Annotated in this window: 14 protein-coding genes; 7 read left to right on the forward strand and 7 right to left on the reverse strand. The window is 57.1% G+C overall.

What is annotated here, in order from left to right; translation table 11 throughout:
* The first annotated feature begins 67 nt into the window (after nucleotides 1-67).
* On the forward strand, nucleotides 68-466 hold the full coding sequence (locus tag D882_RS0114480; RefSeq protein WP_197622296.1) for an aspartate carbamoyltransferase: 399 nt from the start codon (nucleotides 68-70) through the stop codon (nucleotides 464-466).
* Nucleotides 467-635: 169 nt separating this feature from the next.
* Here D882_RS0114480 and D882_RS0114485 read toward each other — a convergent pair whose 3' ends face one another.
* The 7 genes from D882_RS0114485 to D882_RS0114515 all read right to left on the reverse strand — a co-directional run bounded on the left by D882_RS0114485 (nucleotide 636) and on the right by D882_RS0114515 (nucleotide 6,539).
* Nucleotides 636-863: a hypothetical protein gene (locus D882_RS0114485; RefSeq protein WP_027923914.1), complete on the reverse strand. Its 228-nt coding sequence runs from the start codon at nucleotides 861-863 to the stop codon at nucleotides 636-638.
* Nucleotides 860-2,038 (reverse strand): colicin E3/pyocin S6 family cytotoxin, encoded by a 1,179-nt coding sequence (locus D882_RS0114490; RefSeq protein WP_027923915.1) that lies wholly within the window; start codon nucleotides 2,036-2,038, stop codon nucleotides 860-862. The genes D882_RS0114485 and D882_RS0114490 overlap by 4 nt, the downstream gene beginning before the upstream one ends.
* A 192-nt stretch (nucleotides 2,039-2,230) precedes the next feature.
* A complete protein-coding gene (locus D882_RS0114495) occupies nucleotides 2,231-2,944 on the reverse strand; it encodes an HNH endonuclease (RefSeq protein ID WP_027923916.1) in 714 nt (237 codons plus the stop codon).
* Nucleotides 2,945-3,054: 110 nt separating this feature from the next.
* On the reverse strand, nucleotides 3,055-3,588 hold the full coding sequence (locus tag D882_RS0114500; protein WP_027923917.1) for a Bro-N domain-containing protein: 534 nt from the start codon (nucleotides 3,586-3,588) through the stop codon (nucleotides 3,055-3,057).
* Between the two features lie 416 nt (nucleotides 3,589-4,004).
* Nucleotides 4,005-5,255, reverse strand: coding sequence for a ribonucleotide-diphosphate reductase subunit beta (locus D882_RS0114505; RefSeq protein ID WP_007943877.1), 1,251 nt, complete (start codon nucleotides 5,253-5,255; stop codon nucleotides 4,005-4,007).
* 517 nt (nucleotides 5,256-5,772) lie between these two features.
* Nucleotides 5,773-6,087 carry a hypothetical protein gene (locus tag D882_RS0114510; RefSeq protein WP_027923918.1) on the reverse strand — a complete coding sequence of 105 codons (315 nt, stop codon included), beginning with the start codon at nucleotides 6,085-6,087 and terminating at the stop codon, nucleotides 5,773-5,775.
* A gap of 188 nt (nucleotides 6,088-6,275) precedes the next feature.
* The gene (locus tag D882_RS0114515; RefSeq protein WP_027923919.1) at nucleotides 6,276-6,539 is read right to left on the reverse strand and encodes a DUF2790 domain-containing protein; all 264 of its coding nucleotides are present in this window, start codon (nucleotides 6,537-6,539) and stop codon (nucleotides 6,276-6,278) included.
* A gap of 495 nt (nucleotides 6,540-7,034) precedes the next feature.
* On the opposite strand from D882_RS0114515, the gene acs reads away from it, so the two are divergent.
* From acs to D882_RS0114545, 6 genes are all read left to right on the forward strand, one after another.
* Nucleotides 7,035-8,990, forward strand: a complete 1,956-nt coding sequence (gene acs, locus D882_RS0114520; protein ID WP_027923920.1) for an acetate--CoA ligase — start codon at nucleotides 7,035-7,037, stop codon at nucleotides 8,988-8,990.
* A gap of 699 nt (nucleotides 8,991-9,689) precedes the next feature.
* On the forward strand, nucleotides 9,690-10,466 hold the full coding sequence (locus tag D882_RS0114525; RefSeq protein ID WP_027923921.1) for an ABC transporter substrate-binding protein: 777 nt from the start codon (nucleotides 9,690-9,692) through the stop codon (nucleotides 10,464-10,466).
* A gap of 91 nt (nucleotides 10,467-10,557) precedes the next feature.
* On the forward strand, nucleotides 10,558-11,247 hold the full coding sequence (locus tag D882_RS0114530; protein WP_027923922.1) for an ABC transporter permease: 690 nt from the start codon (nucleotides 10,558-10,560) through the stop codon (nucleotides 11,245-11,247).
* Entirely contained in the window at nucleotides 11,244-11,942 is a 699-nt protein-coding gene (locus tag D882_RS0114535; protein ID WP_027923923.1) for an ABC transporter permease, read from the forward strand. The genes D882_RS0114530 and D882_RS0114535 overlap by 4 nt, the downstream gene beginning before the upstream one ends.
* A gap of 1 nt (nucleotide 11,943) precedes the next feature.
* Nucleotides 11,944-13,056 (forward strand): M14 family metallopeptidase, encoded by a 1,113-nt coding sequence (locus tag D882_RS0114540; protein ID WP_027923924.1) that lies wholly within the window; start codon nucleotides 11,944-11,946, stop codon nucleotides 13,054-13,056.
* A gap of 27 nt (nucleotides 13,057-13,083) precedes the next feature.
* Complete coding sequence (locus D882_RS0114545; protein ID WP_007943885.1) at nucleotides 13,084-13,848, forward strand: ABC transporter ATP-binding protein; 765 nt, start codon at nucleotides 13,084-13,086, stop codon at nucleotides 13,846-13,848.
* Nucleotides 13,849-13,871 lie beyond the last annotated feature (23 nt).

Here is a 13,871-nt window from a genome sequence, read left to right on the forward strand (position 1 = left end):
GACCACGAACCATTCGAACGATGACGCACAACGGCAAGCCGAGGTTGCAGGTCGCGGCAAGGATGTCATGCCGTTCAGTCTCGCAGCGACGACCCATGTCTTCACCAAGACCGCCGAAGGCGGCATTCAGCAAGTGGTCGCCAAACAGCCTGCGGATGCTGCCCAAGTGCAGTGGGTTCGCCAGCACCTTCAAGACATCCGCGAGCGGTTTCTCAAGGGCGACTTCTCAGGCCCGGCGCACATCCATGGCCAAGACATGCCTGGCCTGGCGGACCTGAAAGCGGCCAAGCCTGGGCAAATGGCGATCACCTACAAAGACATCGAAGGCGGAGCCGAATTGGCCTTCAAGACCTCGGATCCAGCCTTGGTAGCGGCGCTTCACCAGTGGTTTGATGCCCAGCTTTCCGACCATGGCAAGGACGCGATGGAAGGCGACGCACATCATAGCGAGATGATGAACAAGTGAACGAGGGAGCATGGGTGGCCATCGGCTTAGGCTGGGTAACAACGTTTTAGAGCCTTTTCAAACGGAGCTCGGATGCGGGCCTGTTTGAGCGAACGGAGTTGGTCTTCCAAGCGAGCTGTCGCCCAGACTCGATTGTGTGACTTTCAAAACACGGTTAACCCATCACACGTCAATTTTGACTGGTGGTTAAAAAAAGAATGAGATCGGATGGAAACGAAACCGAGCAGGCCTGTTCAATGGCTGTAATTTGATCCTTCGTCAATTGGTAGTCATACACGTAGTCCTCTTGATCCTTCCAGCCCATCAATACCGCGAGCTCCTCGCTTTTGATCGCGAGCACGTTCTCATAAGAAGCAAAGTCGTCTCCCTCATTTATACCCATCACCGTGTGCTTCATGGCTCTACCGTCCTCGTTGGGTCTGCAGGTTTTGTCTGATTGCCTGATGCGTGATCAAACTCGCCCAAGTGTTTTCCGCGTTTGTTGTATTTCTCCACTGCGCCGTGCTGGAAGTCCCATTCGTAAATTGTGCCTTTTTTATCCTTCCAACGAGGACGTAGGCCCCCGCCCTTCATGCGGGTTTTGCCTGGGGCCCATTTTGCATCCGGGAAGGCCGGCAAGGTATGTGGCTTCGGGTAGTAATGATGAGAAATACTGACAACGACATAGACCGGCCTTACCCCCGAATCAGCCGGAAACACAAGAATGAAATCCTTGTACTCCGGCGGATAAACCGGGTTCACGATGATACTGTCAGCCGCTTTCGTTGGAGGGTAAACCCAGATATGCGGTGCTTGCGGGGCAGCCTCCAGCGCCGGAATGCCCAGGATGTCGGAACCCTCTACAGCCGGTGTCCAGATCAGTTCAATGCCGTCGCCCAGGTCAGCCACCTGCTGGCTGCCACGCATTGTGAACTGCGCGACATCAACCATTTCCCAATCGCGATTTTTGCCGGTGTAGAAAGCGTATCCCTTGAGGCTGCCGTCAGTCTGTTGCTCGACCCGCAGGCGAACGCGGGTACGGGCCTGTTTGAGCGCACGGAGTTGGTCTTCGGTGTAAAGCGAGCTGTCGCCCAGATTCGAGGGTGTGACCAACGCTACGAGACCAACCAGCGCCGCTGCGACGGTGCCTGCGGCTGCGGCGGGGACAGCGGCGAATGCCGAGCCGGCCAAGGCGAGGGAGCCAAAACCGACGGGAATCGCTGTGCCACTGATCCTCTTCAGTGGCATAGCGCCTGATTCATCCGCTTGGCGAGCACCCAGCAGAATCAGGTCACCGTAGTCTTTCAGGCTATCGGTCGGCACCATCCCTGAGGGATTCGAGTAATCGATGATGGCGTCCGGCAGGTTGCAGGACTTGGCGAAGACACATCCCGCTTGTGGCGGCCTTTGCTTTTCCGCTATGACCTGACGGCTGCGTTCGAAGGCGTCTTGCCTGCCCAGCATGGCCTCGTAGGCTTTTTGCCTTGCGTCCCGCTCGGCCAATTCGGTGGCCGTCATGTAACGGTAGGTGACGTGATGCCCATCACCGGAGGGCGGATTCTTAATCCGCGGAATGTCCTTGTTGCCAGCCACTGATCATCCTTTCGTTCATCCATCGGCAGCCCTGGAAAAGGAGCTGCGCGACGTTAACGAACGTGGCTGATCGTGGCTGTAGGACGAGTCCTTGATGACTCTAGGCGTTTTCTCTTTTTATCGGGAGGGCAGCGCAATCCTTACGGCTGGCTGTCTTCGTGCACATGTGCCGATGAAGTTCTCCAAGCCCAATCACTCAAACTTCAACCGTTCCACCTTCTGGAACAGTGAGGCAGTGAACTCATCCCGGTCACCCGAGTGGTGACAACGTCGATGACAGTTCGGGCACAGGGCCACGGCATTACTCGGACGATCCGAACCGTCCTGTGCTAAATGCTTAACGTGATGGACCTCAAGAAACGGCCTGCCATCCTTTTCGAACGGAGCGGGCTCGCCACAGCCTTCGCATCTACCGTTAGCCTGCTGGCGAACCCAAGCTCTCACCCCAGGATCGCGAACAAAAGACTTTCCGCTGGACTGAGTCTGTTCTGGTCTCTCAATCCCTTTCGGCACGTCTTTAATCGGTTGTTTCTCGAGTTTGGCAGATCGCTGTTCCAGCGTTGCCTCGTCCGCTGTCGGGACAAAATCCTCAGGGGTCAACGTACTTGGAGCGTTGAGCGCTTCTCGAATGCTTCGCGCAACATTCGCGCCGACATTCTTGGCGGGTTTGTAACCTGCAATGCGATCTCGACCCAACTCCTCCAGCACGGTAGAGATGTTCTGCATCCGAAACTCAACCGACCCTTTGGTCCGACCGGCTAAGGCTCCCTCACGTAGGATGCGGTTCTCCTCAGTCTTAACGACTTTCTGACCGCTCTGCTCGCGGGACAACATGTTGAGATAGGCATCGACCGCAGCCTGAATCTCAATGTCAGTCCAATCGCTGTTGCTCTTTTCCGTGTCCATACAATCGCCGAGGGCTGAATACCCTCGGACGATACTGAGTGGCCATTACGACTGTCTACGAAAATTCCTACAGATAAGACCGGCGCTTCTTTCGGTTGGTCCTACAAAGGCTAACCCACCGAATGCTTTGAAGACTGAAACAACTCCAAAACCTTCCGCCACCAAGGCTTCACCACCGGCACCCGCCGCCGTGTGCGATTGAGCAACAGATAAGGCATATCCCGCAGCCGAATCCAGCCTTCATCCTGCCAATGCAACAGACTCAACGACATTTCCGGCCAATCCAACAAACTCAGCATGGGTCGATCCGTATTCTTTGATTGGCTTGAATCGCGTAATGCCGGCACCACTTGATGAGTTAGCCACCCCCGCAACAGCCTATTCCCCGGCGTGTAGTGATATACCAACAATGCATACACGCCGGACTCGCTGAGCATCAGCCGTCTTTCCGCTTGCCCGTAGTATTCAATCAACAACGTATTCCGCTGATCTTCGTCGAGTTTGCTGACCACCCGATCATTCAGATGAAAACCCATTAACCGACCGAAATCGCGGGCGCAAAACCAGGGCTGATTTTCCAGGAGGAGGGCGTGGAGGGTGAGGTTGTGGCGGGAGAAAACAGTTACAGAGAAGGGATCAGACATCGCTGATCTCCAGGGTTTCGAGAGCAAGCTGTCGATAAAGTTTAGGCATATCCATGACCTCTACGTTTAGATTTTTGAGGGCCTGAACCCAACGTAGAATGGACTAAAGAAATCCCAACGTGCCACGCCATCACACCTCCAAACGACAATCCACCTTAAGGTGATTGCATCTCTGAGTGATTGGCAAAGCTTTCTACGTTGGGCGTTTCTTAGGCACCTGCAATGGAGCTTAGAGGTGCTTTGAGCTGGCATCAATGCGGATACGGCTGCAAGTGATGTAGGAGATTTTGCGTTGTGGTGTAGGGATGGAAAAGGACTACCCATCACTCATAAAAAAGCCCCGATCAGATCGGGGCTTTTGCTTTTCAGATTTGTCGATTCAGACGGCAATCGTCAAATCGCGGTGAGCTCGGAAATCAATCCCAGCTAAGCGCACCACCGGTTTGGTATTCGATCACGCGAGTCTCAAAGAAATTCTTCTCTTTCTTCAAGTCCATAATCTCGCTCATCCAAGGGAACGGATTCGTAGTCCCCGGATACTCTTCCTTCAACCCAATCTGCGACAAACGACGGTTAGCGATGAACTTCAGGTAGTCCTCCATCATCGCCGCGTTCATGCCCAACACGCCGCGAGGCATGGTGTCACGTGCGTATTCGATCTCCAGCTGAGTGCCCTGCAGAATCATCTGCGAAGCTTCTTCCTTCATCTCGGCATCCCACAGGTGTGGGTTTTCGATTTTGATCTGGTTGATCACGTCGATGCCGAAGTTCAGGTGCATGGATTCGTCGCGCAGGATGTACTGGAACTGCTCGGCGACGCCGGTCATTTTGTTGCGGCGGCCCATGGAGAGGATCTGGGTGAAGCCGCAGTAGAAGAAGATGCCTTCCAGAACGCAGTAGTAGGCGATCAGGTTGCGCAGCAGTTCTTTGTCGGTTTCGACGGTGCCGGTTTCGAACTTCGGATCGGAGATCGAACGGGTGTATTTGAGGCCCCAGGTGGCTTTTTTCGCGACCGATGGGATCTCGTGGTACATGTTGAAGATCTCGCCTTCATCCATGGCCAACGATTCGATGCAGTACTGGTAGGCGTGGGTGTGGATCGCCTCTTCGAAGGCCTGGCGCAGGATGTACTGGCGGCATTCCGGGTTGGTGATCAGGCGGTACACGGCCAGGACCAGGTTGTTGGCAACCAGGGAGTCGGCGGTGGAGAAGAAGCCGAGGTTGCGCATCACGATGCGACGCTCGTCGTCGGTCAGGCCTTCCGGGTCTTTCCAGAGGGCGATGTCGGCGGTCATGTTGACTTCTTGCGGCATCCAGTGGTTTGCGCAACCGTCCAGATACTTCTGCCAGGCCCAGTCGTACTTGAACGGTACAAGTTGGTTGAGGTCGGCGCGGCAGTTGATCATGCGCTTTTCGTCGACAGCGACGCGAGCAGAGGCGCCTTCGAGTTCGGCGAGGCCTTCGGCGACGTCGAGGGTGTCCAGGGCAGCTTTGGCACGGGCGATGGCGGCAGAGTCGTTCGCGGTAACGGCGCGAGCTTCTTGAGCGGCGACACCACCAGCGGTGTCGAGTCGGTCCATGTTGGCTTCGGTCGCGTGGCCGGCGTTAGCGCCTTTTACCACGGCTTCGCCGCTGTCTTCTTTGTCGAATTCGTCCCAGCTCAGCATGACGTGTCGTCTCCTGCGTGAGGGCCAGATGCCCGTGTGAAAACTGATCGGTTGTTTTTCACACGGCCGTACTGGCCGCGTTGGATAGCGTTTTTTGCAGCGGTACACGCAGGCAAATAAACATAATTTTGTACGGGGTTCCGAGAGCCTCTGAGGGGCGCAGAAATCGGTGAGGACGTCGGCGTGGGCTTCAGACTGGCTGTTATCCCTGTAAGGGAATATTGCAGGCCCGTTTAAGCCGGCATTATAGGGAAATTTTTGCGGCCGTGGTGGGGCGAATCCGCGCATGGAGCGGACGAGAAGGCAGGTTTTTCGGTCGGAGCGAGGGTTTATAGGGCTTTGGCTGGATATCGCCGGTGCAGATTTTTTTTCATAAATTTTGACGCACTACTTTTTTGTTCAAAAAATAGGCAAAAAAAGCGGTTTTTCACTACATGTTGTGTTTTGAATCGGTTTTCGGTGGTTCAAGACACAACTAAGCCCGGCCGAAGCCGGGCTGTGAAGTCAGGCTCGATGATCAGCTCAGGCGTGCTGCACCGACGTGATCAGCACCATCGGCGGCGACTTTGGCCGAACCGGTGCGATCGAAGCCGTCAGCAGCGACTTTGGCGGCGCCTGTGTGATCAAAGCCGTCCGAAGCCAGCTTGCCTGCACCGATGTGATCGGCACCATCGGCGGCAAAGGAAGCCGAACCGGTGTGGTCGTATCCATCAGAAGCGACAGCTGCCTGTGCGGTGTGGGCAGCCGAGCCGGTGCGGTCGAAACCGTCAGCAGCGAAAGTGTTGGCAGCCAGGACAGAAAGGGTCAGGGCGAGGATCAGTTTGGTTTTCATGGTCGTGCTCCAGGTTTGTTGGCGTTTGGTGCCTTGGGTATGGAATGAATGCTACGCCAACTAATTTGATTGAAAAGCGCAAATAAATGCTTAAAGCAATCGTATAAGTAGATGTGTTGGGTTCGGCGCTGCATCTGCCTTGAAAGGGCGGGGCGGATGGGTCGAACCGTTAAGAGGCGGGCGAATGATCAGCCATTGGAGCAGCCGTTACCCATCATGGTGTAGCTCAGAATATGGTGTTGGCCCTTGGAGTCTTCGTATTCCATTTTCATCGGGACAACTTCACATACATTCGGTACTTCGCTCATGGAAACAACTTTGGCGATGTCCAGATGGGTGGAGTAAGTGTATTCCTCAACTACCGGTTGTTGCTGTGCGACATCAGTCGGAACCTCGTCTGCCATGGCGGTTGCGCACAGGCTGCTGAGGGCCAGAACTAATAAAGCTTTCATTTCAAATTTACCTTTTAGAGGTCGAATGGGGTCACGCAACCTTTGTGGGGTTGCGTGTGGAGCTTGGGTACCGGAGTGTTTGATTAACTGCCTTCGTGGGGGCTGCAACTTGGTTAATCAGATTGCCTTGTTGGCGTGGCAGATTTTAGGCGTAGGGGTTTCAATCATATAGCCGTGGATTTGATAAACACCTTTGACAGATTTCGTAACAATCCACGAAAACAGCCCCATCTATCTACGACGACGCACGACTTGTAGCCGCTGGCGAAGCCTGCGTTCGACTGCTGTGCAGCCGGACGCAGGCTTCGCCAGCGGCTACAGACCGCATTGTGACTGGGGGTTGAAACACCCTGAAAGAGGCGTGGTAGTTGGGGTTGCGGGCTTTTCAGGACATTTTGTAGGGGCTTGTTACTACCATCGTCGAATGGTTCTATAGGCCCGGCCCGGCTACAACTGGGGCCATACAAAAACAACTATTCCACCGAGGTAAGAAAGATGAGTGCGGCTTCCCTGTATCCCGTTCGTCCCGAGGTCCTGGCTAACACGCTGACTGACGAGGCGACCTACAAGGCCATGTACCAGCAGTCGGTCGTCAACCCGGACGGCTTCTGGCGCGAGCAAGCCAAGCGCCTCGACTGGATCAAGCCTTTCACCACGGTGAAGCAGACGTCCTTCGACGATCACCATGTCGACATCAAATGGTTCGCCGACGGCACCCTGAACGTTTCCTACAACTGCCTCGACCGTCATCTGGCCGAGCGCGGCGATCAAATCGCGATCATCTGGGAAGGGGATGACCCTTCCGAAAGCCGCAACATCACCTACCGCGAGTTGCACGAACAAGTCTGCAAATTCGCCAACGCCTTGCGCGGCCAGGATGTGCACCGCGGCGACGTGGTGACTATCTATATGCCGATGATCCCCGAAGCCGTGGTCGCCATGCTGGCCTGCACCCGGATCGGCGCGATTCACTCGGTGGTGTTCGGTGGTTTCTCGCCGGAAGCCCTGGCCGGTCGCATCATCGACTGCAAATCCAAAGTGGTGATCACCGCTGACGAAGGTATTCGTGCCGGCAAGAAGATCCCGCTCAAGACCAACGTCGACGACGCGCTGACCAACCCGGAAACCAGCAGCATCCAGAAAGTCATCGTGTGCAAGCGCACCGGTGGCGACATCAAGTGGAACCAGCATCGCGACATCTGGTTTGAAGACCTGATGAAAGTGGCGGGCAGTGTCTGCGCGCCGAAAGAGATGGGCGCCGAAGAAGCGCTGTTCATCCTTTACACCTCCGGTTCGACCGGCAAGCCTAAGGGCGTGCAGCACACCACCGGCGGTTATCTGTTGTATGCGGCGATGACCCACGAGCGCGTGTTCGACTACCGTCCGGGCGAAATCTACTGGTGCACCGCTGACGTTGGCTGGGTCACCGGTCACAGCTACATCGTCTACGGCCCGCTGGCCAATGGCGCGACCACGCTGCTGTTCGAAGGCGTGCCGAACTATCCGGACATCACCCGGGTGGCGAAGATCGTCGACAAGCACAAGGTCAACATCCTCTACACCGCACCGACGGCGATCCGCGCGATGATGGCGTCGGGCACTGCGGCGGTTGAGGGGGCTGATGGCAGCAGCCTGCGCCTGCTCGGTTCGGTCGGTGAGCCGATCAACCCGGAAGCCTGGGATTGGTACTACAAGAATGTCGGCAAGTCCCGTTGCCCGATCGTCGACACTTGGTGGCAGACCGAAACCGGCGGCAACATGATGAGCCCACTGCCGGGCGCTCACGCACTCAAGCCGGGTTCGGCGGCGCGTCCGTTCTTCGGTGTGGTGCCAGCGCTGGTGGACAACCTCGGTAACATCATCGAGGGCGTTGCCGAGGGCAACCTGGTGATTCTCGATTCGTGGCCGGGTCAGGCCCGTACGCTGTACGGCGACCATGACCGTTTCGTCGATACCTACTTCAAGACCTTCCGCGGCATGTATTTCACCGGTGACGGTGCGCGTCGTGATGCGGATGGTTACTACTGGATCACGGGTCGCGTGGATGACGTGCTCAACGTGTCTGGCCACCGCATGGGCACCGCCGAGATCGAAAGCGCGATGGTTGCGCACCCGAAAGTCGCCGAAGCGGCAGTGGTCGGCGTACCGCACGACATCAAGGGGCAGGGCATTTATGTCTACGTCACCCTGAAAAATGGCGAAGAGCCGAGCGAGCAGCTGCGTCTGGAACTGAAAAACTGGGTGCGCAAGGAGATTGGTCCGATCGCCTCGCCGGATGTGATTCAGTGGGCACCTGGGCTGCCGAAAACCCGTTCGGGCAAGATCATGCGCCGGATTCTGCGCAAGATCGCCACGGCTGAATACGACGGGTTGGGGGATATCTCGACCCTGGCGGATCCGGGAGTGGTGCAGCATTTGATTGATACGCACAAGACCATGAACGTTGCTTAAGTAGCGGGTCTTGAGACATGAAACCCCGCCAGGTGGTGAGCCTGGTGGGGTTTTTTATTGCCTGATATTTTTGCGTGAGCAGCCCCGGCCCCATCGCGGGCAAGCCCGCTCCCACAGGGATCTTTAGTGGGCATGGAGTTTGTGAGCAACAAAGACCACTGTGGGAGCAGGCTTGCCCGCGATGGGATCAGGTCAGGCACCCCATAAACAACAGCCAATAATTATCGGACTCAGTTGTAGGTCCTTTCCCACTGTTACCCATCCTCCTTCAAGTAACTGAATGTGTAACCGCTCGTGCCAATCCGGGGCATTGGGAAACGCAAAACCCCATTCCCACGCCTCCCAAGCCCCCTGGAAAAATAAGACATAACGCCAAGCTTGCCGGATTAGAAGGGTTTGCCAATAATAGGCCCGCAATTTGCAACGTAGATCGGTTCACTGTCTTTTGCTCTTGCATGATTTTGCAGGGCTGTCAACGCGCTCAAGCGGCTTTCTCGGTGCATCTGTAATTTGTTGTCGCATTGAAGAAATATCGGCTTCGGGCCTGTCGTTAGAATGCCGATCACTCGCTCGTCGGTGACCGTGTTGAAAACAACACGCGATTCCTACGACGCAGCAACCGCTTTGTCGTTCTACTCACTCGCATATTGGGCTGTCGCTCACTCTGCCGTTTTTGCCCTTTACCGATGGAGTCCCAAGATGAAGAAACTCGTGCTGCTTGGCGCCCTGGCACTGTCCGTGCTGTCGCTGCCAACCTTCGCCGATGAAAAGCCTCTGAAAATCGGCATCGAAGCGGCTTACCCTCCGTTCGCTTCCAAAGCGCCGGACGGCAGCATCGTTGGTTTCGACTACGACATCGGCAACGCTCTGTGCGAGCAGATGAAGGTCAAGTGCGTATGGGTCGAGCAAGAGTTCGACGGTCTGATCCCGGCACTGAAAGTGCGCAAGATCGACGCGATCCTGTCGTCCATGTCGATCACTGAAGACCGCAAGAAGTCTGTCGACTTCACCAACAAGTACTACAACACCCCGGCACGCCTGGTCATGAAGGCTGGCACTCAAGTCAGCGAAGGCCTGACTGAGCTCAAGGGCAAGAACATCGGCGTGCAACGTGGCTCGATCCACGAGCGTTTCGCCCGCGAAGTCCTGGCCCCGCTGGGTGCGGAGATCAAGCCTTACGGTTCGCAGAACGAAATTTACCTCGACGTGGCCGCCGGCCGCCTCGACGGCACCGTGGCAGACGCTACGCTGCTGGATGACGGTTTCCTGAAAACCGACGCTGGCAAGGGCTTCGCCTTCGTTGGCCCGGCGTTCACCGACGTCAAATACTTCGGCGACGGCGTGGGTATCGCTGTGCGCAAGGATGACAAGGCTGATCTCGACAAGCTCAACGCTGCCATCGCCGCCATTCGTGAGAACGGCAAATACAAGCAAATCCAGGACAAGTACTTCGCCTTCGATATCTACGGCAAGTAATACGCTGCGGCGACAAGTCCGAAATGGCGCAAGCAACAGGATCTCTGAGGTTTGCGCCATTTTTTCATCCCAACTTTCGAGGACCTGAATCATGTTGAAAGGCTACGGGGCTGTCATCCTCGATGGCGCATGGCTGACGCTTCAGCTCGCCTTGTCGTCCATGGTCCTGGCCATTGTTCTGGGGCTGATCGGCGTTGCGCTGCGTCTGTCGCCGATTCGCTGGCTGGCCTGGCTGGGCGATCTGTATTCCACGGTGATCCGCGGTATTCCCGATCTGGTGCTGATCCTGCTGATTTTCTACGGCGGCCAGGACCTGCTCAACCGCGTCGCACCGCTGCTGGGCTTTAACGACTACATCGACCTGAACCCGTTGGCCGCCGGTATCGGCACCCTCGGTTTCATCTTCGGTGCGTACCTGTCGGAAACCTTCCGTGGCGCCTTCATGGCGATCCCGAAGGGGCAGGCAGAAGCCGGCATGGCGTACGGCATGAGCAGTTTTCAGGTGTTCTTCCGGGTATTGGTGCCGCAGATGATTCGCCTGGCGATTCCGGGCTTCACCAATAACTGGCTGGTCTTGACCAAGGCTACCGCGCTGATTTCGGTGGTAGGTCTGCAAGACATGATGTTCAAGGCCAAGCAGGCGGCAGATGCCACCCGCGAGCCTTTCACCTTCTTCCTCGCAGTGGCGGCGATGTACCTGGTCATCACCAGTGTTTCGTTGCTGGCATTGCGTCACCTTGAGAAGCGCTACTCGGTAGGCGTAAGGGCGGCTGATCTATGATCTTCGACTACAACGTCATTTGGGAGGCCTTGCCGCTGTACCTCGGCGGCTTGGTGACTACCCTCAAATTGCTCGCGCTGTCGCTGTTTTTCGGCCTGCTGTGCGCCTTGCCCCTGGGCTTGATGCGCGTGTCGAAGAACGCCGCCGTCAACATGAGCGCCTGGCTCTACACCTACGTGATCCGCGGCACGCCGATGCTGGTGCAGCTGTTCCTGATCTACTACGGGTTGGCGCAATTCGAAGCGGTACGTGAAAGCTTCCTGTGGCCGTGGCTGTCCAGCGCAACGTTCTGTGCATGCCTGGCCTTTGCCATCAACACCAGCGCCTACACTGCCGAAATCATTGCGGGCAGCCTGCGGGCCACCCCGAATGGCGAGATCGAAGCCGCCAAGGCGATGGGCATGTCGCGCTACAAGATGTACAAGCGCATCCTGTTGCCATCGGCCCTGCGCCGGGCGCTGCCGCAGTACAGCAACGAAGTGATCATGATGCTGCAGACCACCAGTCTGGCGTCCATTGTGACCCTGATCGACATCACCGGTGCCGCACGCACGGTCAACGCCCAGTACTACCTGCCGTTCGAAGCCTACATCACCGCCGGCGCGTTCTACCTGTGCCTGACCTTCATCCTGGTGAAGCTGTTCAAACTGGCCGAGCGCCGCTGGCTGGGCTATCTGGCCCCGCGGAAGCACTGATATGGAACGCATCGATCACGTATTGCCGTGGAGCCACCTGGGCAGCGAACGCCAGATTTCGGTATTCCGCTTCGGCAGTGGCGAGCGCAAGGCCTACATCCAGGCCAGCCTGCACGCCGATGAACTGCCGGGGATGCGCACGGCCTGGGAGCTGAAAAAGCGCCTGACCGAGCTCGAAGCCCAAGGCTTGCTCAACGGTGTGATCGAGTTGGTGCCGGTGGCCAACCCACTGGGTCTCGGTCAACTGTTGCAGGGCAATCATCAAGGGCGTTTCGAGGCCGGCAGCGGCAAGAATTTCAACCGCGATTTCGTTGAGCTGAGCGCGCCGGTTGCGTCTGAGCTGGCAGGGCACCTCGGTGATGATCCGCACGCCAATATCCAGATGATCCGTCAGGCCATGAGCGATGCGCTTGCTGCATTGCCACCGGCTGCGAGTCAGTTGCAAGGCATGCAGCGCATCTTGCTCAGCCACGCCTGCACCGCCGATGTGGTGCTGGATTTGCACTGCGACGCCGAAGCGGCACTGCACATGTACGCCTTGCCGCAACACTGGCCGCAGTGGCGTTCGTTGGCCGCGCACTTGAACGTGAAGGTGGGTTTGCTCGCGGAAGATTCCGGCGGCAGTTCCTTCGACGAAGCCTGCTCGCTGCCGTGGTTGCGTCTGTCGCGCCTGTTCCCGGATGCACAGATTCCGCTGGCGTGTCTGGCGACTACCCTTGAATTAGGTGGTCAGGCGGATACCGGTCGTCTTGAGTCCGTGGCTCACGCCGAAGGCATTCTGGCGTTCCTCGCCGAGCAAGGCCTGATTAGCGGCGAATGGCCAAAACCTGCGCAAGAAGCGTGCGAAGGCTTGCCGTTCGAAGGCACCGAATTGCTGTTTGCACCGCACCCCGGTGTGGTGAGTTTCCTGCGTAAACCCGGTGAGTGGATCGAAGCCGGTGACGAGATTTTTGAAGTGATCGATCCGTTGTCGGATCGGGTCAGCACGGTGTGTGCTGGTACGTCCGGGGTGCTGTTTGCCATTGAACGGCTGCGTTATGCCCAACCCGGTTTCTGGCTGGCCAAGGTGGCGGGGCGCGAAGCGCTGCGTCACGGGCGCTTGCTCAACGACTGACTGACTGTTTTTGTGAGAACCGACCGCATGTACAAACTTGAAGTCCAAGACCTGCATAAACGCTATGGCAGTCACGAAGTGCTCAAGGGCGTGTCCCTGAAAGCGGCGGCTGGCGATGTGATCAGCATCATCGGCTCCAGTGGCTCCGGCAAAAGTACCTTCCTGCGCTGCATCAACCTGCTGGAGCAGCCGCACGCAGGCAAGATTCTGCTCAACAACGAAGAGCTGAAACTGGTCGCCAACAAGGACGGCGCGTTGAAGGCGGCCGACCCGAAACAGCTGCAACGCATGCGTTCGCGCCTGTCGATGGTGTTCCAGCATTTCAACCTGTGGTCGCACATGACCGCGCTGGAAAACATCATGGAAGCGCCAGTTCACGTGCTGGGCATGTCCAAGGCCGAAGCCCGCGAAAAAGCCGAGCACTACCTGAACAAGGTCGGCGTGGGTCACCGTAAGGACGCCTACCCTGGCCACATGTCCGGCGGCGAGCAACAGCGTGTGGCGATTGCCCGTGCGCTGGCGATGGAACCTGAGGTGATGCTGTTCGACGAACCGACCTCGGCACTCGACCCGGAACTGGTCGGCGACGTGCTGAAAGTCATGCAGGCCCTGGCCCAGGAAGGCCGGACCATGGTGGTGGTCACGCACGAAATGGGCTTTGCCCGTGAAGTGTCGAACCAGTTGGTGTTCCTGCACAAAGGTGTCGTCGAAGAAAGTGGCAACCCGCGTGAGGTGCTGGTCAATCCCCAGTCCGAGCGTCTGCAACAATTCCTCTCGGGCAGCCTGAAGTAATCAAGACTGCCGTTGTGCACCGG

The organism is Pseudomonas sp. URMO17WK12:I12 (assembly GCF_000514395.1).
Lineage (GTDB): Bacteria > Pseudomonadota > Gammaproteobacteria > Pseudomonadales > Pseudomonadaceae > Aquipseudomonas > Aquipseudomonas mucoides.

Excerpts from the sequence above, each read along its gene's own strand:
- D882_RS0114480 (WP_197622296.1), top strand. The coding sequence starts at position 68 with ATGCCGTTCAGTCTCGCAGCGACGACCCATGTCTTCACCAAGACCGCC.
- D882_RS0114485 (WP_027923914.1), bottom strand. The coding sequence starts at position 863 with ATGAAGCACACGGTGATGGGTATAAATGAGGGAGACGACTTTGCTTCT.
- D882_RS0114495 (WP_027923916.1), bottom strand. The coding sequence starts at position 2,944 with ATGGACACGGAAAAGAGCAACAGCGATTGGACTGACATTGAGATTCAG.
- D882_RS0114500 (WP_027923917.1), bottom strand. The coding sequence starts at position 3,588 with ATGTCTGATCCCTTCTCTGTAACTGTTTTCTCCCGCCACAACCTCACC.
- D882_RS0114505 (WP_007943877.1), bottom strand. The coding sequence starts at position 5,255 with ATGCTGAGCTGGGACGAATTCGACAAAGAAGACAGCGGCGAAGCCGTG.
- D882_RS0114510 (WP_027923918.1), bottom strand. The coding sequence starts at position 6,087 with ATGAAAACCAAACTGATCCTCGCCCTGACCCTTTCTGTCCTGGCTGCC.
- D882_RS0114515 (WP_027923919.1), bottom strand. The coding sequence starts at position 6,539 with ATGAAAGCTTTATTAGTTCTGGCCCTCAGCAGCCTGTGCGCAACCGCC.
- acs (WP_027923920.1), top strand. The coding sequence starts at position 7,035 with ATGAGTGCGGCTTCCCTGTATCCCGTTCGTCCCGAGGTCCTGGCTAAC.
- D882_RS0114525 (WP_027923921.1), top strand. The coding sequence starts at position 9,690 with ATGAAGAAACTCGTGCTGCTTGGCGCCCTGGCACTGTCCGTGCTGTCG.
- D882_RS0114530 (WP_027923922.1), top strand. The coding sequence starts at position 10,558 with ATGTTGAAAGGCTACGGGGCTGTCATCCTCGATGGCGCATGGCTGACG.
- D882_RS0114535 (WP_027923923.1), top strand. The coding sequence starts at position 11,244 with ATGATCTTCGACTACAACGTCATTTGGGAGGCCTTGCCGCTGTACCTC.
- D882_RS0114540 (WP_027923924.1), top strand. The coding sequence starts at position 11,944 with ATGGAACGCATCGATCACGTATTGCCGTGGAGCCACCTGGGCAGCGAA.
- D882_RS0114545 (WP_007943885.1), top strand. The coding sequence starts at position 13,084 with ATGTACAAACTTGAAGTCCAAGACCTGCATAAACGCTATGGCAGTCAC.